Below are 19,687 nucleotides of genomic sequence, written 5' to 3'. Positions count from 1 at the left end.
AGACACCTAGGTTGGTGTCTTTTGGCAACATTAATTTTAATCAACAACAGACTTTTAATCATACAATCCTCGTAAGCCGTGTTTTGTTCATCTAGTGCTGCAAGCGAAGAGTTACTTCTCGCACATGATGGAGAATCATCTATCTCATAACATTAGAGTTATGGCGTCAGTTGGTTATTAGTTCCCTTCTGACACTTCCCCTACCTAATTTGGGTTTCTCGCTCGTGGGGTTTACCTCGTTCCACCTTTAAGGTTTCCCTCAAAGCTCCGTCACTGTGGCACTTTCAAGGTATTCATACCATATCCTCTCCTAAGAAGGGACTTAGGTATTTTCCCTGCCGTCAATCCAGCGCTTGCCAGACTGCCCTAGCTTATTTTTTCGCTAGGCACGAACACTACAGGCATCTCAGCCTGTGCGAGCACGGACTTTCCTCACAGACAAATATCTGTGCGATTCTCTCTGGTTGTATGAAGTTGTTGTCTACGTTTATTATCATACACTTTTATTTCGTAGAAGTCAACATAAAAGAAAGGGCAGTTCTCAAGGAAACTTTTACCTCACATTAGGTTTTCAATTTTCTCTCTTACGCCAACTGGTAATGGTTGTTGAAGGGCTTTCTCAAAAAAATAAGGATGCTTAATGCCATTTTTAGAAAAGTAGTTTTCTAGCAACGCTACCTTTTCTTGTTTATTAGGCATTAACTGATATAAGACGAACCAATCTTCAAGTGCTGTCAATGGAACCTTACTTTTATTAATTGTAATGTAATCCACAACTGACTTTTCATCAAATTCTAATTTGTATTTTCCAACTGGATGCTGAATACAAAACCCACCCATAACATCAATTTCAGTTGTATTCACAATCAATGTAGAAAAATATTTAGTGCAAAACGGATACGTGCTATATGCTTCTCTTGATGAACCTAATTCATTTAGTGTTTTTATTAAGGTCAATGCATCGTTTTCACTAACCAATAAATCAATATCATTCGGATCCTTCACTAGTTGATGAAAGTACAGTAATAAAGAACCCCCAACTCCCCAAGTGATGTTCTTTTCATTAATACTATTTGCTATATAAGCCAGTGTCTCTAACATAGTGACTCCTACTTTCATTAAAAAAGAGTCCGATATCGCACCCTTATGCACCTACTGCATTCTGAATATTTTCGAAACCAAAACGGTTAATGAACTTCCAAAAAGCTTCTCGTTTTTTAGCGTTGCTTTTGTACACTTCTAACAGCTTCTCAACGGTTTCAAATAATTCATCTGGAGTAAGACCCTCTTTGAATTTAAATGCGGTTCTAGCATTTTCACCTGAAGCTTTTCCACCGATGTATAGGTCATACCCTTCATTTCTTTTAATTACCCCGATGTCGTTTACTAATGGTTCACCACACGCGTTAGGGCACCCAGTGTAAGCCGGTCTTAGCGGCCATGGTACTTCAATACCTGCAATTCGCTTATTCAATTCAATTGCAACAGGCATTCCCTCTTCTTCTGCTCCTTTACAAAATCCACATGTACGAAGACTTTTTACATACGGACCTACAGGATATATAGATAACCCTACATTTTCAAACTCTTCCTTTACAGTACTTCCTTGGCTTTCTAAAACTTCTATATATAGTTGTTGGAAGGTGGTTAGCTCAATTTCACTGTCTTCTTTTATATACTTTGCAAGTGCAAATAGCTGTTTAGCATTTAATTTTGCTCCAAATCCAATTCCGCCGTTTACTGCAAGCTTTATCGTCTTGTCTTGGTTGTTCATTATTCCCACCCCAATGATTCAAAAAATTTTCTCTTTCTATAATAGTTAAACAAATGTAAGGAAAGTTGGCAATACTTCCATAATCTTAGAACTGGTCTATTTCAATTGTTATTACAGTGCCTTTACCATATTGACTATCAACAAACACTTTTCCACCATGCGCTTCAACTATTTCCTTTACAATCGATAGTCCAAGGCCAGTTCCTCCACTTTCCCTTGACCTAGACTTTTCAACACGGTGAAATCGATTGAAGATAAGTGGAATTTCTGATTCAGGGATACCTATCCCCTCATCTTCTACAGAAATGGTTAGTTTATTTGTAACATCATTTACCTTAACTTTTAGAGTAACCGTACTCTCACTACTTGAGTATTTTAGTGCATTATCTAATAGATTTATCATGACTTGTTCGAATCTTGAACGATCTAAGTTTGCATATATCCCTGTTGGACACGTTACTATTAAATTAATCTTCTTTTTATGAAGGGCTGGCTCTATCTTTTGTGTAAGGTTCTTAATAAATTCACACATACTTACTTTTTCCTTTTTAATTACGAACGAATGCTGATCTATTTTTGCTAACTCAAATAAATCTTTAACTAGACTTGAAAGATGTTCTGATTCCTCATAGATGATGTGTAAATATTTATTTCGTTCTTCTTCACTAATTCCCTTTCTTCTAGCAATATCTGCATAACCCTTAACATATGTAAGTGGTGTCCTAAGCTCATGAGAGATACTTGCAAGGAATTCATTCCGTTCTTTTTTCAAATGATTTAAATCATTTGCTAATGTCTGAATGCTGTTTGCAAGCTCTCCTAGCTCATCCTTGCTTGTATGGTTAATACTAACTGAAAAATCTCCCTTACTAAGTCTCTCGGTCGCTTTTTTCATCCTGATCAATGGTTGAGTAATGGCTTGTGATAGAAATAAGACCGTGATGATTGTAAAAATAACAAGAAGACTCCCTACCAACATGAAATGATGTTGGAGTTTGGAAATCATTTTTTGAATGGATGACGTATCTTTAAACATATAAACATGACCCACTAATTGTTCATTAATGATGATCGGGCTAACTGAAGCAATATAAGATTGTGTTTCCCATCTACTCTCGACAATCATTCCTTCAAATGGAACATGACCTCTTTCAGTTTGCATTAATGATTGAATGGCTGGTGTTAGTTCAGTCGATTTCGCAAGTACTTCTCCTTCGTGTGTCATAATCACTACGTCTGTATCCGTTTCTGACTCCATTAAAGCTACATGTTCAATCGTCATATCATCTAAACTTTGCTCCAGAACGTGTCGATGACTTTCTCCTCTTGCTCTTAATGCTGCCAGTTCTTCCTCTATACGAGAATCTAGTAATCCCGAGTATAAGAAGTAAAAAAGGATAACCTCGACTAGAATAATAAAAGAAAAAAACAACAATCCCAATTTATACGAAATTTTATTCATTCGTTTACCCCTTATTGATTTACATGAGTGTTTCTATAAGGTTACCAATACTAAACCGATTCTATTTTTAAAAGGGTTGGCTCTTATGAGTCAACCCTTAGTTTAATGTCGAATGTCCGAATTAATGCCCTCCATGGCCTCCATGGCCATCACCGCTTTCAGGGATAATCTCAAGCATGATATCAAGTGCACCTTGTACCTTCATTGTAATAAAATCTTCTGAACCAATAAGGTATCCGTGGTTGTATGGACCTGTTGTTGGGTCATCTTTAAATGTAGGTTGTAACTCTCCAAGGAATTCATGAGTTTCTTCTGCTACTTCACCATTTTCAAGCCAGATTAACGGAGCATGCTTACCTAAATGAGCAAAAGGTGCTGCTGCAATGGCGTACTCTGCATTTCCAGTTGATACAAATGAGAAACCATGTCCAGGCTCAGTTGATCCCCAACCAAATCCAGTTTTCTCATCCTTAAATTTTGCAAATTCAATTGATGAAGTAATAGGATCTTTTCCTTTTATTCTAGTAATATCACCATATTCTTGTAATTGCTTTTCAATATCCTTTGAAATAATACTTTCTGGTCCTAAGATATAGATTGAAGCTCCTTCTCCCCTAAGTTCTAATGCACTCTTAGTGGCTTGTGGAACCTCATCTTTTGTAACATAAAGAATAGGTTCTGGCATATGGCTAATCCAGTTTCCTGCTAATATTGAATATAACTTTGCATCTTCTTCTGAAGAGACAATAATTACACCTTTGGGGTACTCTCCTGAAACCTCTGCATATTTTTTATCGATTTCCCTTGCAAAATCAGGAGCATCTTTTCCACTGATTTTCTCTACTTTATAATTCTTTAACTGGTCTTCCATGTTAGTATCCATATTACCTACTACTAAAAAGATTTGTGTACCATCACTAATTCCAAGTGGGGCTAAGCGGTTAATTTCATCTACTGTTTGCTGTGGTAGTTCCCCATTTTCATAAAAAAGAATGGGGCCATTATTTGGGTGATGTATTAGGTTGGCTGATGCCAATGCTATTTGCCAATTCTCAGATGGAGCCAGGATGATCGCACCTGGTTTATTTTCGTTATGGGTAGCTGGCCATATTGTTTTAGAAACTTGTACAGCGGTATCGACTATGTTTTCTGTGTCTAGCCTCGTAACATTTTTCGTACTATAAACGTTTGATTCCTTTTTAATATCGTTACTTTGTGCATTATTTTCTGTTGATTCTTTCTGATTTGTAGCCTGGTTTTCATTCTTCTGAGATCCTTCTTCTTTTGATGAACAAGCTGCTAAAGTCATTGCTACTAACAGAACTAAAAGAAGTACTAATTTTCTCATAGGTGTTTCCCCTTTCATAAGTACAATATAAGTACAATCTACCTCCAATGTGTGCAGAAATTATGAAGAGATTGCTATTCAGTACTATCTTTATTCCCATTTGTAGCCAAGTCCCCAAACCGTTTTTAAATGATTTTCAATGGGGAATTCTATCTTGCGCAGCTTATCGCGTATATTTCGGATATGCGAATCAACCGTTCGATCCTCTATGTCGGCAGCAAATCCCCAAACGGTTTCCAGTAACTTCTCGCGGCTAAAAACCATATTCTTATTTTTCATTAGAAGACCAAGCATTTCAAATTCCTTAGGGGTCAGAAGGATTGTATTGTTTTTAAAGTGAATGGTATGGTTGTCCTTATCCCAGAGCAAACCATTCATTTCTATTTTTGTTGGCTGTTTGGTTCTTCTTAAGACTGCTTGAATTCTCGCAACCAGTACATCTTCATCAAACGGCTTGGTAATATAATCATCTGCCCCAATCTGTAAACCTCTTACCATATCTGTATTTGTATCTCTAGCTGTAAGCATAATGATAGGAATATCAGAAAACTTTCGAATCTCTGAAGCCGTTTCCCATCCATCCATTGATGGCATCATAACATCTAATAAAACCAAATCAACTTTATGGTCCTCCAGATAACTGATACCTTTTTCACCAGAATTAACTGAAGTGCATTTAAAACCATGGTGTTCTAAATATAAGGTTACTAGCTGAAGCATCCTTATCTCATCATCAATCAATAATAATCGACTCATTTTTCTCTTCCTTTAAGTTATTATTGAAGTGCCCCGCTTTTGACCAATTGTTTCCATGAACTTGCTCCATCTGTTGAAATAAAAATATCACCATTAAAGCTTGAGAAAACAGCCTCTAGTGGATTTTGGGGATTTTGAGCCAAGTACATAACTGCATCATTCTTTAATTCAGGAAGTTGCATCTCTATTTCACTTCCATCTTTGAGTGATTTCTTTATTAATTTAGGATTGCCATCAAATCCTCCGTACCATAGATTCTCTTGGTCAAAGAAGACAGTGGTTCCTTGCATTCCTTCAGTTATTAGTTCAAAGCTTTGTCCTTTGTCTTTTGAAAAATAGATACCTTGTTCTCCCGCTATTGCTACAAGACTTGAATTAGTAGGGTGAGCTGCAAATAAGAATAGATTTCCACCTAGATTCTCCGCTTCTACCCTCTCCCATGTCTCAGCAAGATTTTCACTAACATATAGTTCTCCCGCTTTCATTTTCGAGTTATTGTTTGGAGGTAAAGCATAAATTACATTTGATTTATAACCTACTCCAAGTAGGTGGAAATCGGTTTCCCCTAATAAGCCAAGACTCTCTAATGTTTCACCATTATCAAAGCTCTTCAACACACCAAATGGATTTGGTAGTCCAGAATCTTTTCCAGGGTGACCACTTGTGAAGAATCCTTGTTCTACCGCATTAAATCCCATATAGTCATTATTCTCTGTTTTTGTTTTATGCCAGCTACCATTTGAATACACCTTTATGCCGTCATGAGTTGCAAAGAAAATGGCATTTTGGTTGCCTGCATAACCTAGGCCATGAATATGATCTATTTTTCCATCAAATGGTTCAAAGTTTGGATGCTGTTCAATTGGATTAACTTTAGATGGATCACTAGTTTCTGATTCCTCACCTAGCTGATTAGACTCTTCCTGAGACGTCTCTTCTTGATTATTTATAGGCTCTTTTGCAAGGTTACTTTTCTGTTCACTGTCTCCACATGCAGCTAGGAATCCTGCTATAACTATTATACTTATTATCGCTAAGACACTTTTCACTACTTCCCACTCCCTATCAAAGCTATACATCATTTATACCATCATTACCTGTTTATTTTATGTAAAAAGTATGCAGAAATTATGAATTTAAGATAATAAGAAAAATGTGGCGGTTTTACCCTGCCACATTTTATATCTGCTTTATTAAAAAGGAATCAATTAACTTTCACTGTGCCCTTTGCCTTTTTCTTCATAGACTTAAGTAAATATCCTCCCTTAAACTTCCTAGGTTCATAAGAAATGATAAAAGCATGGGGATCTGCTAGGCTAATCATATTTATTACTTTTTCCTCCAGGCTCCTGCTAGTTAGAATTTGAAGCTGATATCGAACACTATCTCGACCCATCCCTTCAAATACAGTCACACCAAACCCATCATTTCTAAGCTTAGTAACGAGTTCACTATTTTCATGTAAAAGATTCACAGTTAAGGTTGTATAACCTATTGCAAGTTTTTGTTCAACAAACCCACCAATAAAAATACCAATTCCAAAACCTAGTGCGTAAACAAGCATTTCTGCTATACTTTGCTCTCCACTGAAAACAATGGATAAACCGAACACATAAATTAGAGCTTCCATGAATCCAAAAATAGAAGCAAGTAGACTAAGATTCTTAACTACAAAAATGATTCGAAGCGATAAGATGGGAACTAGAATAAGCTGTAGTAAAAAAATGAGGATGATATCGTACATGGTAAAAGCTCTCCTTTCCATGGAAAAAGGCTTACTATATCGGTATTATTTACTTTTATCTAATTCTAATTCCGTTCTTTTCTGCCATAGAAAGACCCCTTCATTTCTGAAGGGGCATTCTTAGTACTCTATAAATTATTAGCCAAAATCATTTTAACCTTGGAGTCAATTATTGCCTCAATGGGACTAGGGCGGTGATAGAAATATCCTTGGCCAATAATACATCCTTTTTCTCGTAAGTAATTATGCTGTTCAAGCAACTCTACTCCTTCTGCAACAATTGACATCCCCAGTTGCTTACCTAGATCGATGATTGCCCTAACTATTACTTGGTCACCATGATGTTTCGTAATTTCATCGATGAAGCATTTATCAATTTTCAAACGATCTACTGGTAAGTTTCGTAAATAACTTAATGATGAATATCCTGTACCAAAATCGTCTATTGCAATACAAATACCAATTTCCTTTAATTGTTCAATAACATCCAGTGCTTTCTTTATGTTTTCCATCAGTACAGTTTCAGTGATTTCAAAATTCAACACTTTGGGTGGTAAGTTGGTTTCCTTTAATAAACTCTTTACTCTATTAATAAATCCTTCGTCTTTAAACTGCTTCGAGGATATATTTATAGAGAATTGTATAGGTTCAAGGCCTTGATCAAGCCATGCTTTTGCTTGCTTAAAAACTTCACTCATAATCCAATTCCCAATCTCTACAATGAGACCACTTTCTTCTGCAATCGGAATAAACTCTGAAGGTGGAATAAAACCCTCCTTAAGATGTTTCCACCTGATTAAAGCTTCCAAACCAATTAGCTTTCCTGTATTTAAATCGAACTGTGATTGATAATGCATTTGAAACTCATTTTTATCTAAGGCATTGCGCAAGTCATTTTCAATCTTAATTTTTTTCGAAAGCTGAATGCCATATTCACTATGATAAATCTCATAGTTTGTTCCACTTTTTTTCGCTAAGTTTAACGCGATATTTGATTTCCTTAAAAGAGTTTGTATTTCGGTGCCATGTAAGGGAAATAAACTTATCCCTAAGCCTGTTTTAATTATAAAGTCTTCATTATTAATTCGAATAGGTGATGATATAACTTTTATGATTTCCTCAGATATTTTGGTAACAACCTGGAAAGTAGTTTCTATGTTTAAGTGAGATAGTATAACAATAAATTCATCATCACCAATTCGGAAACAACTTCCTTTGTCGCGTACAAAAGTCATTACTCGTTCTGAAATGATTCTTATAAGAGTGTCGCCCAATTCATATCCATAGGTATCATTAAGTAAATTAAAACGGTCTAGTTCAAAATTTAATACTGCTATGGCATCATGCTTAGCTATATAATTTTTAAAGTTTTTAAGCAAATAATCTCGATTATAAAGTCCTGTTAATCTATCACGGAGAGATCTGTTTTCACAAAGTATAGTTTGTGTAATTAACTGTGCAAAACTCTGTAGCATGGAAATATGTGCAGGTTGGAAGGGGAAATCATGTGTACCGACTACCAAAATTGCCCCAAATAACTGTTGATTGGGTAGGTAGATAGGAATAGCAACAAAGTTTATATCCGCACCCAGCTCCCTTAAAACGAGGACTTTTTCTTGAAAAGTAAATTCTTGATCTAATGAAGTTTGAAGGATAATGGGTACTGGCTCATATTCATTTGCAACTTCTTTAAAGCGGTTAACATATTTTAGTATTGCTTTTTCTAATACTTCTTCTTGTTTAGGAGTATGTACTTTTAGAATCTCACCATTATTTGAAATAAAGATGGTATGACAGCTGATTAATTCACTTATCGATTTCAAAAGATTATCCACAAAAGGTGACAGTCCTTTATTATGCTTCAAATCACCAATACAATAATGCATAACAACTCCTCCTTCCTACAAATAGTTCAACCCTATTAAATAACATATAGAATAATCACTGAAAGATTATCCTATATGTTAAAGTGCTTATTAGATCTTAAACTTTCTAACTAGGTTTTGTAACTCTTCTGCCATTTGTGATAATGAGTTTGCTGAAGATGCGATTTCTTCCATAGATGCAAGTTGTTCCTCTGCTGAAGCAGCTACATTTTGTGAATTTCCAGCTGACTGTTCACTAATATTTGCAACATCTTCTATCATTTGAACCATTCCTGATGATCCCGCATTCACTTGTTCTACAATAGCCGATACTTCCTGTGATTGTGATGAAATGACTTCAATCATCTTAGTAATATCTTTGAAAGATTCACCAGTTTGACGTACCATATCAATACCTTCAACAACAGAAGTAGTTCCTAATTCCATGGACTCTACTGCTTTTAACGACTCATCTTGAATCTGAGCTACTATATTACTAATTTGACCAGCTGCATGTCCTGACTGTTCAGCAAGCTTTCTTACTTCATCTGCAACAACTGCAAATCCACGTCCATGTTCTCCAGCTCTGGCAGCTTCTATTGCAGCATTTAAAGCTAACAGGTTGGTTTGGTTTGCAATTTGAGTAATAAGATCAACAATTTGACCTATCTCATTAGATTTAGCACCTAATGCATTTATAACAGCAGATGTTTCTGCTACCTGTTTTTGAACATCATTCATCTGATCAATTGTTCGATTTACAACCGCGTTACCTGTTGTTGACTTTTCAGTTGTTTCAACTGTTAACTCTGCTACTGATTGTATTGAATTGGCCACTTGTTCCATACCTTTAGAAATCTCGACAACAATGTCGTTTGTTTGTGTGACAGTTGACACTTGTTGGGTAGAACCTTCAGAAACTTCTTGTATTGCGATAGAAATTTGTTCCGTAGCTTTACTTGTTTGTTCTGCACTTGCAGTAAGCTCTTCTGAAGAAGCAGCGACTTGTTCTGACGTGTAGCGTACTTTCTGGATGACTTCTCTTAGTCCAGAGACCATCTTATTCATTGTATTAACTAAAGTACCTACTTCGTCTTTTGACTTTGTTACTATATCTTCCCCTGAAAAATCACCTTCAGCAACAAGCTGTAATCGGTCTACTACTTGTAAGATCGGTTTTATAATAATTCTTGCAACGAGAAGTGCAATTCCAATGCCTGAAAGTAAAACGATAATTGCAATCACAAGGTTTGACCTCTCTGTAGCCTTTGCATTACTAAGAATTTGATTTCCTAACTTATCTACTTCCATTGTCTTGTTTTTTACTGCTGTTCCTAATAAATCCATAAGTTCTTCTGCTTGTGGTCTACCCAGCTTATTATTTTCATCTGCAACCACTTTGTTTAAAGAGTAAATATCATAGACTTTTTCTTGCGTATAATCGCCCCATGCCTTGCTTTTTTCAATAATTTCATAAGCAAGCTCGCTTTCACTTTCTGATAAATATTTCTCTAATTCTTTCTCTAATCTCTGACTTTCTTCAGTATATTGAAAAAACTTTTCCTTAAGTTCTATATCACCATATAATAAATAACCTCTCGTTACAGAAAGTCGTTCCGCTATATTATATCGAAGGGTTTCATATATAATTAACTCTTCAAGGTCATCTGTAACTAATTCACTAGCTATGTTGTTATTTTTTATTGAATTGAAGATTGTAAAAGCTGACATAGATACAACTAATAACAGAATAACTCCAAAACCAAGTAATAATTTCGTTCGAATGGATTTCACTTTTATCTCCCCTTATTCATGATTAGTAACTAATTCTTTTATTTCCTGGATACTTGAAAGATTCTTTAAAAGAAATTCAGTATGTACTAGTAAAATCAAGCGGTTATTAAGCTTTGAGACACCTAGAAGATAGTCGGTATCCGAGGTTGAGAGGTTAGGTTGCTGTATTGTTTCACTTGGGATATCTAACACATCTGTTGCGGAATCTACTACCAAACCTATGGACTGCTCCTCAATTTTCACAATAATTAGACGTGAATATTCACTATCATGTGTATCTACATTCATCACCTTACGTAAATCAACAACGGGTGTCACTAATCCTCTAATAGTTGTGATCCCTCTAACATAATCTGGAGTTTTAGGTACGGTTGTAATTTGTTGCATCCTTTCAATGGACACTACCTGATCAATTGACAACCCATATTCTTCATTACCAATTTTAAAAACCACAACTTTTAGCATATTCTGATGATCAAAACTTTCCATAATGTATCCTCCCATAGCTATTTATTAGTTGTATAGTCCTATTTTGTAATATAAATGGATATAAACCTATCACCTTTCTTACCTATCTTTTTTTCAAAAAAAAAGATGTCTAGTCATAACTTCCTAGATAAAAAAATACCCCTTCCAATCGAAGAGGCACTGTACTTATTCTATATTGACGAAATACATCTTTATGAGGCTTACTCGATCATTAACTTTTAGTTTACGGTATATATTTGAAATATGATTTTTAACCGTATCTGGTGAAATAATTAAATTCTGGGCAATTTGGCCATTAGAATGGCCATCTACTAACTGATAAAATACCTCTTTTTCGCGAGAAGTGAGGAGTTTAAAGTCATTTAAGTAACTTTCGGGATACTCATTTTTTTTTGAGGGAATTGGTGTGGTAGATAACGAGTAATAGTATTCACCGTTCAATTCAACTTTATTGATAAACATCTCTTTACTCAAAGACTCTAATGTACGTCCTAAAATATCTTTATCTCTACCAATTCTTCTGCTAACACTTAATATTGTTTCAACAGAATATGGGTTAGAGCTAAAGTACTGAATACACTCGTCTTTAAGAACTTTATTGTACCTTTCCATTTAATCACCTTTTACACAAATTTAAAATAAGGCTGCTCTTCTATCTCTTCCATTATATATGGCCTAGATGTAAAGCCATTTGGTGATTTGTCAACCTTAACATATTGATACTTACTATCTGACCATATTTTAATAATTCCTGTAGATTTTCGTTTTATCTGCTCAGAGGTTACAGTGGAAGTTTCCCTGGTGTTGCATATCCTAATAGAGGTAAATTCTAGGCCTCGGGTAATAGATGTTACTAAAGGAAGGATGTTCTTGATATACTGTTCTCCTCTTAGATGAAGAGCTGCATTCATATCATATATAATTAGCCAGTTTTCTCCCTTATTTTTTCGTTCCAATAGGATATTTCTGATATTCTTCTGAATAAAGTTACTGAACTCCTCATTTGATAGTTCATCTACCTTTAGAATATAAGGATGCAGTTCTTTATCAGTTATGCGGTTAAATTGGTCTATAATAAGTAAATCTTGTTTTTTTATTAAATTATATAGTTGAAGTCCGTATTGTTCAAAAAAGCTACTTAATAACGATATTGTTAAATCATCAGGTAATAAAACAAACACTTTATCTCCACGTTTTAGCTGATTTACCATTAAGGCTATAAGTATATATTTATAATTCGAATGACTATCCACATCGATTAAATAAATTTCACCTTTAGGAATTCCCCCACCTAGGATCATATCTATTCCCTTCACACCCGTTGGAATATTTTCTGTACCAACTAATGGAATATTTCTGATATTGCGGTTCATAGGTACAAGATATACACCTTCATTATTTGTTAAACGATAAGTGTGACTACCTTGTATGAAATCTGCTCCTCGCATTTTCAGAATTTCTATTGTCCTCTGTGGAACACCCTCTAAAATATCGGTTTTCCTTAGCTTTATAACTCCATCAAAGATGTAATGTTCAAAGCAATTATTGTCATTTTCCTCCGTAATAATTAACGAAGTTATTCCTTTTTTACGTAAAATGTTACGAAATGTATAAACTGAGCTACGCAATTCATATTCATCCCGAATCAAATAATTTATCACACTTAAACTATCCAGGACTAACCTTTTACAGCCCAATTCATTAATGAGCTTTTCAAATAGTCCATCAGGATTTAACATATCTTTAACTATCGTTTCCGGAGATATTCCAATGACTCTAATTAATTTATTATCCTCATATTGATCCAAATTCCAACCAAATGGCTTCATATCTTGATAGATTTGGCTTGGGAATTCCTCAAAGGACAAATAAATTCCAGGCTCATTATTTTTTGCTCCTTCAACAAGAAATTGTATACCTAATGTTGTTTTTCCCGTTCCTGGGGAGCCTTCTAACAGAACGCTAGAATGCAAGGGAATACCACCTTGCAGTATGAAATCAAGTCCCTTAACACCACTCTTAATATTCACTTGACTCCCCCTCCCATTCGACATATTTCTACATCTCCCAGTAATAATCTTAACACTTTCAACTTAAAAGTAGTAGACAGTAAATACTAGCAATTATTTTTGCACTAAAAAGAACTGTAGAAAATAATCCTACAGCTCTTACTGTTCTTAGCTATCAAACATTTTAATATACTTACAGCAACCCAATGGTAAATACAAAGACACTACCTTTTCCAATCTCACTTTTAACACTGATATTTCCATCATGTGCATTTATGATATATTTCACAATAGATAGTCCTAGCCCTGAACTCCCTAGCTTAGTTGACCGCGATTTTTCACCTCGATAAAACGGATTAAATATATAAGCTAAGTCTTTTGGTTCTATTCCTTGTCCGTTATCTTTTACTCTAATCACAACACTATTGATTATCGGGTCTTCTTGAACTTCAATTATTATCTCATCACTACCATAACGTACAGCATTTTCAATTAAATTGCTGAATACCTGTTCTATTCTTATTGGATCAATGAGAATTTCTGCTGAAGTAACTTGAAGAGTGTAGGACATGTTAATCCCTCTATTTTTCAAATCAAATTGATACTTTTCAAATAACTCCTCAAAGCACTCTCCAGTACGAACCAGTTCCTTATTAATGGGTAGTTTTTCTGCTTCCATTTTTGAATACATAAACAAATCTTCAATTAGCTTATCAAGATGATCTGTTTTTTCATGAATGACCTTTAGATATCTGGACTTCATCTCTTCATTTTGAACAATTCCATCCCTAAGGCCTTCTACATAGCCTTTAATAGAAGACAGTGGTGTACGTAAATCATGAGATATACTTGCGATTAGTTCTTTTCTAGCATCTTCATATTGCCTTTGTTTGATAAAGGAGTCCTTTAAATTCTGACGCATTAAGTTGAAACCCTCAATAAATCTGCCAAGCTCATCTCTTCTCTTATAGTGGATAGGAAAGTCCATATTCCCTTCTCTCATTTCCTCAGTTGCTTGGTAAATATTCTTTAAAGGAAGAAGGATGGTCCTTGAAATATACCAAGTCCAGACTACAATAAGGATTAACATGACAAGAATCCCGAATCCTACACTAATAAAAAGAACATATAGAATATTTCTTAAAACATTAAAGGGCTCTCGGTCATATGAGTTTGCTTCAATTTCTGCTATCCATACTTCATTGACTTTCGGCTGTACCTTAACCTCAAAAGCATTGATATTGATTGGCAATTCTCTCATATTATCAGCAGGGCTGTACATTTTCGAATCAAAAAGTAGAACATCTGATTCTGTAGAGATTACCATATTAATATCATAACGTTCTAATAATGGTTTGATGTTTGTATAAAAGAGTTCTGTATCAGGAAGGACAGGTTCATTCGTTATTATCTCTTGCTTTACCTCAGTAAATAATGTATCTAGTTCATCTTCTCCACCTCTTTCTAGGTAGACTGAGCCAATGTACAATGAGATAAACACTGTAAGGAGAGGAACAATAATAATAGATAAAAAAGCTACGATTAGCCTTGATTTCAAGCTAGATTTCATAACGAATCATTAAATTTATAGCCAATTCCCCATACCGTTTGAAGATACTGTGGATTTGATGAATCGACTTCAATTTTCTCTCTGATTTTTCGAATATAAACAGTCACAGTATTTAAATCTCCGAAGTGGCCATAGCCCCAAATTTTTCATATATTTGCTCCTTAGAGAAGACTTGTCCTCTATTTAAAACAAGTAGATGAAGCAACTGAAATTCTTTTGCTGATAAATCTACCTTCTCCCCTCTTACAAAAACCTCGAACCTTTTATTATCTAATTTTAAATCTCCAAACTGGACGATATGAGTGGTCGCTTCTTTTTGCCATGAAAATGTCTGAAATCGACGAAGATGTGCTTTGATTCTCGCCACTAACTCCCCAGGACTAAATGGCTTGGTAATATAATCATCAGCCCCCATACCAAGACCAATGATTTTATCTGTTTCACTTTTCTTTGCACTCATCATTAGAATGGGAATAGTAGATTCTTGCCTGATCCTACGACAAATCTCAATCCCATCAAGTTTTGGGAGCATAATATCAAGGACTGCCATGATCGGTTGATTTTCGTGAAACTTTCGAATTCCTTCCTCCCCATCATGGGCAAGTATTACCTGATAGCCTTCTACTAACAGGTAATCTCTTACTAGCTCCCCAAGTTCTATTTCATCTTCTACAATTAGTATTTTTTCATTATCCATAAAGACCGCCTTTGTTCATTTTATGCTGCTACATCACGCTTTTTAAAGATAATCCATGTAAGTGCAATGAAGCCAACATAGTATACACATAATACAATAATAGAGAAGGTAATGCTCATCCCCTCTACCAATGGAATCCCGTTAAAATACTGTTGAAAATTAGTATTGGCAAATAAAACATACTTAACCCACTCATACTTACTTAATAATTGTACGATTTGAGGTCCAGTAAACATTAGAAAAATTGAAATACCAATAGCCAAGGAGCTACTACGAAACACAGTTGAGATCATAAAGGCCAATGTTGCCATCATAAGAAGGTCGATACTATTGATGCCTAAGAGACTAATAATATGGGTAATCATATTCTTTTCAATCACTGTACCATCAGTATAAACTAAATAGGGTTGTTCAGCTCCTTCAAAACCAAACAACAAACTACCAACAATAAATGAGAAACCAAATAATAAGCCTAAGTTAAAAAATGCAAATAAAAGGGTTGATATATACTTTGATAACAGAACTTTTGAGCGACTTACTGGTCTTATTAATAGTAGCTTAATTGTTCCCCATGAAAATTCACTAGCTACAATCCCTGCAGCAATAACAATCGTAAATAATGCAGCCAATCCTGTAAAGTTTGTTGTATCAATCATGAAACCCCATAATGATTCGGAATGAACTGGAGGAATATCGTTTTCAATTCGATAATTATTGATTTCAATCTGTTGCTTTACGTAATTCTCACCAACTCCCATTAATGGGCTTGCAGCAACAGTTTGTTGTAATTGTTCATTTTCCGCAATTAGTTCCTCTTTCCAGTTTGTATTAATCGTTGAATCTAAAACAAACTTCGAAAATAAACCCAAGCCTAAAACAACTAACACAATGATTCCAACCATTACCCATGTTCCTGTTCGTTTATACAGCTTCATGTTTTCATTTCTTATCAAATTCAGTAATGTCGTCATCTATTTCCCCTCCGTTATTTCTAAGAACTTTTCCTCTAAGGTTGTTTGGGTCGATGTGATTCCATAGACCTTGATATTGTTTTTTACCAATACCTCATTTATATCTGCTATTTGATCCTTTTCGACCGTTAAGCTAACAAAGTCTTGTCCTTTTTTCACATCCAATTTTTCAAAGTTTGACTTAATGATTTCCGCTGCCTTTTTCACTTCTTTTACGTAAAAACTTGTGTTCTCCTTTACCGAAGAACCTACGAAATCCCCAACAGTTTCAACACTAATTAACTTTCCATGCTGTATAATTCCGATGCGGTCACACATCAATTGCATTTCTGATAAAAGGTGACTTGAGACAAACACAGCTATGTTTTCCTCATGAGCAATGCGTCTGATGTAATTTCGAATCTCTCTTATACCCGCTGGATCTAGTCCATTAGTAGGCTCATCCAAAATTAAAAGTTTAGGCGAATGGAGAAGAGCTTGAGCTAGCCCTAATCTTTGACGCATCCCCAATGAGTAGCTTCCAACTTTCTTCATAATGCTTTTTTCCAGTCCCACTAGGTTTACAATTTCATTCATTCGTTCTTGTGATATCCTAGTCGGTGCCATTCTAGCGTAATGAACAAGATTATCGTATCCAGACATAAATTTATACATTTCAGGATTTTCAATGATTCCTCCTACATGAGCTATCGCTTTTTCGAAGTTGCTCTTGATACTTAAATCATTTATCAAAATCTCTCCCTCTGTTATATCCATTAAACCGACCATCATTCTAATCGTTGTTGTTTTACCAGCGCCATTTGACCCTAAAAAACCAAATACTTCTCCTGGATACACCTTAAGTGAAATGCCTTTAATAATCTCACTTTTTCCAATTCGTTTTTTAACATTTATCAACTCGACCACAGTTTGTTTGTTCATCCTAATCCCTCCCTTGTTATCTAAGGCTATTATGCCCAGGAGGTCTTATAAGCGGATTATGAAATTATTAAAAAAGTATTAAAAAAATGAAATAGAAATTTCCATGTAGTAGAAGTATAATCAATACAAGAACATTTGTTCCACTTTTAATGATAATAGTGAGGATGTGTTTAAGATGCAGAATTGGTAGGCAGCATATTTAGCAGGGATAATTGACGGTGAAGGAACGATAACACTTACTAGAATACATAAATGTGAACATCGTAGACCTTGTATAACAATTGCATCAACCGATTGTGAGCTATTACTTTATATTCAGAGTTTAACTGGAGGAGCCATTTCGAGTAAGAAAAATTACAACCCTGAGCGCCATAAGGATTCCTTCACTTTAACTATTAAAAACAAAGAAATGGTGTTATACATTCTTAAGAATATATCCGTCTATCTTAGAGTTGATAAAAAGAGAAATAGAGCTTTGTGGATATTGGATAATTACGAGAAGGTCACTCCGCGTAATGGCAAGTATAGTGTGGAAAGTTTAAGAAAAAAACTAAGTTTCGAAGATAAATTTTTCCAAATCTAAAAAAGATGTCACTTGAACTATATTTTTGCCATTTTATTACCCATAATATTGCCAACCCTTATGTTGCAAGAGATGCCTGTATCATAAATTCCTAAACTTCATTGTTTTTTAGCAAAATAACATACACTACGTTTCCAAAAACTCACCTAACTTTGTACTTTAGGCAATAATATGGAACCATTATTTTATTTTAGGCAGTAATTTGGGTAAGTTAGATGTTACATAAAGATTCCATCCTTCAGAAATAATTCATAACTTTGGTTGTTAAACGAATAATAAGTATGTCCTCTCGATTGGATTCCATACTTATTATTCATTTAAACTTTATTAAGATTAATTCATGCTCCTAGATCCACCATAATATCTTGGTCTTGGAATGATATTTAGCTCATTAAAAATTTCCTTAACCATTTCTTTGTAGATATTATTCCTAAATAGAGATGGATTTTTTAGTGATTCACCAACACTTGTATATGATGGATATATATTCTGATCAATTAGTTCCAATATAGTTCTCCGTATATCATTTTTTATGTTTATTCTCTTTTCTTTAGTCGCTTTAGCCCTATGTGACTGGTATCTATCTATTATTATATCGCACTCTTGAGGGAACCTAAGTTTAATAGTTTCAGGTTTTTTATAACCCAATGACCTTGCCACTTGTGATAGTGAGGGTGGTTCAGAAACATTCTCCGCGATTATAATTTTAAGAATTTTTTTCAACTCTTCATCCTTATATTTACTCTTATTTACGTTTTTGGGGGATTCTAAGTACTTTGGTAATCTCTTCAATGGTGGTTTCAATAGGTATTGTTCTGTAAAATAATCCAAGAGAGATGTGTTAGTCATATAACACAACCTTGAAAGACTTAATAAACTAGGTTTGGTTTCACCTCTTTGCCAGTAACAAAAATTCCCTGGGTCAAATTTCCCCTCCTTGGCAATTAAATTTTTAGTTAATCCAGTTCTTTCCTTTATTTCATTAAGAAATGTATGAATTGAGTCTTTGTTGTTTTTAATGACTTTTCTTTCCATAGTGTCTAAAGATATTAGTTCACCAATGTTCTTTACAAGCCATTCATTCCATAGAAAACAATCATCTTCTTTAGTAAGAGAGTTTGCCGCTCCTTCTCCCAGAAATACTTGGCACTTTTGACAATATCCTTCTCGCCCTTTTGCATGAATAGGTAATTGAAGAGTATCGCATTTAAAACAACTTGAGAGTAACATACACCTATGTTCTATACAAACCTTAACTTCCTTAAAACACCATAATAACTTCGAATACAGAGGTTCACGAGACTTTTCCCAATCCTCCAGACAGCGAGGACACCATTTTTTTACCCCATCTAGCTCAAATTTAGAAAATACCGAATTATAGTCTACTAGTGTTAGTAAGTTAACAATTTTATTTCCTGTCAATATCTTTATTATCCTGACTATTTCTTTTGCAGAAGCATGCGAATTATTTAATGCAGCCGACTTTTTACCAAAGTGATTACCTGTTTTTGAAAGTAACTTTTGTTTTGGAGTTTGAGGGAAGATTACTTTTTCAACAAAAACACCTACAGTAATATTATGCAATTCACAAAGGCGAGATATATAACTTGTAAGGCATTCAATATCCTTTGTATAGACACCTATAGCAGGAATGTTAAAAAAAGCACTTCTTTTCTTAATGCCCTGATAATTTCTCTCCATTGC

16 protein-coding genes, 1 other RNA gene and 1 pseudogene are annotated in these 19,687 nt (G+C 34.7%); all 18 read right to left on the bottom strand.

Annotation, left to right across the window (positions count from 1 at the left end):
- Positions 1-67: 67 nt before the first annotated feature.
- Positions 68-467: RNase P RNA component class B (gene rnpB, locus J2Z26_RS16575), an RNA gene on the bottom strand.
- Between the two features lie 91 nt (positions 468-558).
- Complete coding sequence (locus tag J2Z26_RS16570; protein ID WP_193534775.1) at positions 559-1,101, bottom strand: nucleotidyltransferase family protein; 543 nt, start codon at positions 1,099-1,101, stop codon at positions 559-561.
- A gap of 43 nt (positions 1,102-1,144) precedes the next feature.
- Positions 1,145-1,774, bottom strand: a complete 630-nt coding sequence (locus J2Z26_RS16565; RefSeq protein WP_193534416.1) for an NAD(P)/FAD-dependent oxidoreductase — start codon at positions 1,772-1,774, stop codon at positions 1,145-1,147.
- Between the two features lie 85 nt (positions 1,775-1,859).
- Complete coding sequence (locus J2Z26_RS16560; RefSeq protein WP_193534417.1) at positions 1,860-3,236, bottom strand: sensor histidine kinase; 1,377 nt, start codon at positions 3,234-3,236, stop codon at positions 1,860-1,862.
- 121 nt (positions 3,237-3,357) lie between these two features.
- Positions 3,358-4,584, bottom strand: coding sequence for a cell wall-binding repeat-containing protein (locus J2Z26_RS16555; RefSeq protein WP_193534418.1), 1,227 nt, complete (start codon positions 4,582-4,584; stop codon positions 3,358-3,360).
- A gap of 90 nt (positions 4,585-4,674) precedes the next feature.
- Complete coding sequence (locus J2Z26_RS16550; protein WP_193534419.1) at positions 4,675-5,340, bottom strand: response regulator transcription factor; 666 nt, start codon at positions 5,338-5,340, stop codon at positions 4,675-4,677.
- 20 nt (positions 5,341-5,360) lie between these two features.
- On the bottom strand, positions 5,361-6,389 hold the full coding sequence (locus J2Z26_RS16545; RefSeq protein WP_319638006.1) for a F510_1955 family glycosylhydrolase: 1,029 nt from the start codon (positions 6,387-6,389) through the stop codon (positions 5,361-5,363).
- Between the two features lie 155 nt (positions 6,390-6,544).
- Positions 6,545-7,084, bottom strand: a complete 540-nt coding sequence (locus J2Z26_RS16540; protein WP_193534421.1) for a DUF5698 domain-containing protein — start codon at positions 7,082-7,084, stop codon at positions 6,545-6,547.
- Between the two features lie 128 nt (positions 7,085-7,212).
- On the bottom strand, positions 7,213-8,970 hold the full coding sequence (locus tag J2Z26_RS16535; RefSeq protein WP_193534422.1) for a putative bifunctional diguanylate cyclase/phosphodiesterase: 1,758 nt from the start codon (positions 8,968-8,970) through the stop codon (positions 7,213-7,215).
- 90 nt (positions 8,971-9,060) lie between these two features.
- A complete protein-coding gene (locus J2Z26_RS16530) occupies positions 9,061-10,743 on the bottom strand; it encodes a methyl-accepting chemotaxis protein (protein WP_193534423.1) in 1,683 nt (560 codons plus the stop codon).
- Positions 10,744-10,755: 12 nt separating this feature from the next.
- Positions 10,756-11,232: a chemotaxis protein CheW gene (locus J2Z26_RS16525; protein WP_193534424.1), complete on the bottom strand. Its 477-nt coding sequence runs from the start codon at positions 11,230-11,232 to the stop codon at positions 10,756-10,758.
- Between the two features lie 165 nt (positions 11,233-11,397).
- Entirely contained in the window at positions 11,398-11,844 is a 447-nt protein-coding gene (locus J2Z26_RS22450; protein ID WP_319638007.1) for a response regulator transcription factor, read from the bottom strand.
- A gap of 11 nt (positions 11,845-11,855) precedes the next feature.
- Positions 11,856-13,262, bottom strand: coding sequence for an ATPase domain-containing protein (locus tag J2Z26_RS16515; RefSeq protein ID WP_193534425.1), 1,407 nt, complete (start codon positions 13,260-13,262; stop codon positions 11,856-11,858).
- A gap of 172 nt (positions 13,263-13,434) precedes the next feature.
- The gene (locus tag J2Z26_RS16510; protein ID WP_193534426.1) at positions 13,435-14,811 is read right to left on the bottom strand and encodes a sensor histidine kinase; all 1,377 of its coding nucleotides are present in this window, start codon (positions 14,809-14,811) and stop codon (positions 13,435-13,437) included.
- Positions 14,808-15,508: pseudogene (locus J2Z26_RS16505) on the bottom strand (response regulator transcription factor). Before J2Z26_RS16505 ends, J2Z26_RS16510 begins: the two are co-directional and overlap by 4 nt.
- Positions 15,509-15,528: 20 nt before the next feature.
- Positions 15,529-16,479, bottom strand: a complete 951-nt coding sequence (locus J2Z26_RS16500; RefSeq protein ID WP_193534427.1) for an ABC transporter permease — start codon at positions 16,477-16,479, stop codon at positions 15,529-15,531.
- A complete protein-coding gene (locus J2Z26_RS16495; protein ID WP_193534428.1) occupies positions 16,480-17,400 on the bottom strand; it encodes an ABC transporter ATP-binding protein in 921 nt (306 codons plus the stop codon).
- Positions 17,401-18,316: 916 nt separating this feature from the next.
- Complete coding sequence (locus tag J2Z26_RS16485; RefSeq protein ID WP_193534429.1) at positions 18,317-19,684, bottom strand: TniQ family protein; 1,368 nt, start codon at positions 19,682-19,684, stop codon at positions 18,317-18,319.
- Between the last annotated feature and the right edge of the window lie 3 nt (positions 19,685-19,687).

Source organism: Cytobacillus luteolus (genome assembly GCF_017873715.1).
Classification (GTDB): Bacteria; Bacillota; Bacilli; order Bacillales; family Bacillaceae_L; genus Bacillus_BV; species Bacillus_BV luteola.
This window is presented reverse-complemented; position numbering and strand designations above follow the sequence as displayed.

Coding starts and splice junctions, on each gene's coding strand:
- J2Z26_RS16560 (WP_193534417.1), bottom strand. CDS start 3,236: ATGAATAAAATTTCGTATAAATTGGGATTGTTGTTTTTTTCTTTTATT.
- J2Z26_RS16550 (WP_193534419.1), bottom strand. CDS start 5,340: ATGAGTCGATTATTATTGATTGATGATGAGATAAGGATGCTTCAGCTA.
- J2Z26_RS16540 (WP_193534421.1), bottom strand. CDS start 7,084: ATGTACGATATCATCCTCATTTTTTTACTACAGCTTATTCTAGTTCCC.
- J2Z26_RS16510 (WP_193534426.1), bottom strand. CDS start 14,811: ATGAAATCTAGCTTGAAATCAAGGCTAATCGTAGCTTTTTTATCTATT.
- J2Z26_RS16535 (WP_193534422.1), bottom strand. CDS start 8,970: ATGCATTATTGTATTGGTGATTTGAAGCATAATAAAGGACTGTCACCT.
- J2Z26_RS16555 (WP_193534418.1), bottom strand. CDS start 4,584: ATGAGAAAATTAGTACTTCTTTTAGTTCTGTTAGTAGCAATGACTTTA.
- J2Z26_RS16500 (WP_193534427.1), bottom strand. CDS start 16,479: ATGACGACATTACTGAATTTGATAAGAAATGAAAACATGAAGCTGTAT.
- J2Z26_RS22450 (WP_319638007.1), bottom strand. CDS start 11,844: ATGGAAAGGTACAATAAAGTTCTTAAAGACGAGTGTATTCAGTACTTT.
- J2Z26_RS16570 (WP_193534775.1), bottom strand. CDS start 1,101: ATGTTAGAGACACTGGCTTATATAGCAAATAGTATTAATGAAAAGAAC.
- J2Z26_RS16525 (WP_193534424.1), bottom strand. CDS start 11,232: ATGGAAAGTTTTGATCATCAGAATATGCTAAAAGTTGTGGTTTTTAAA.
- J2Z26_RS16495 (WP_193534428.1), bottom strand. CDS start 17,400: ATGAACAAACAAACTGTGGTCGAGTTGATAAATGTTAAAAAACGAATT.
- J2Z26_RS16565 (WP_193534416.1), bottom strand. CDS start 1,774: ATGAACAACCAAGACAAGACGATAAAGCTTGCAGTAAACGGCGGAATT.
- J2Z26_RS16485 (WP_193534429.1), bottom strand. CDS start 19,684: ATGGAGAGAAATTATCAGGGCATTAAGAAAAGAAGTGCTTTTTTTAAC.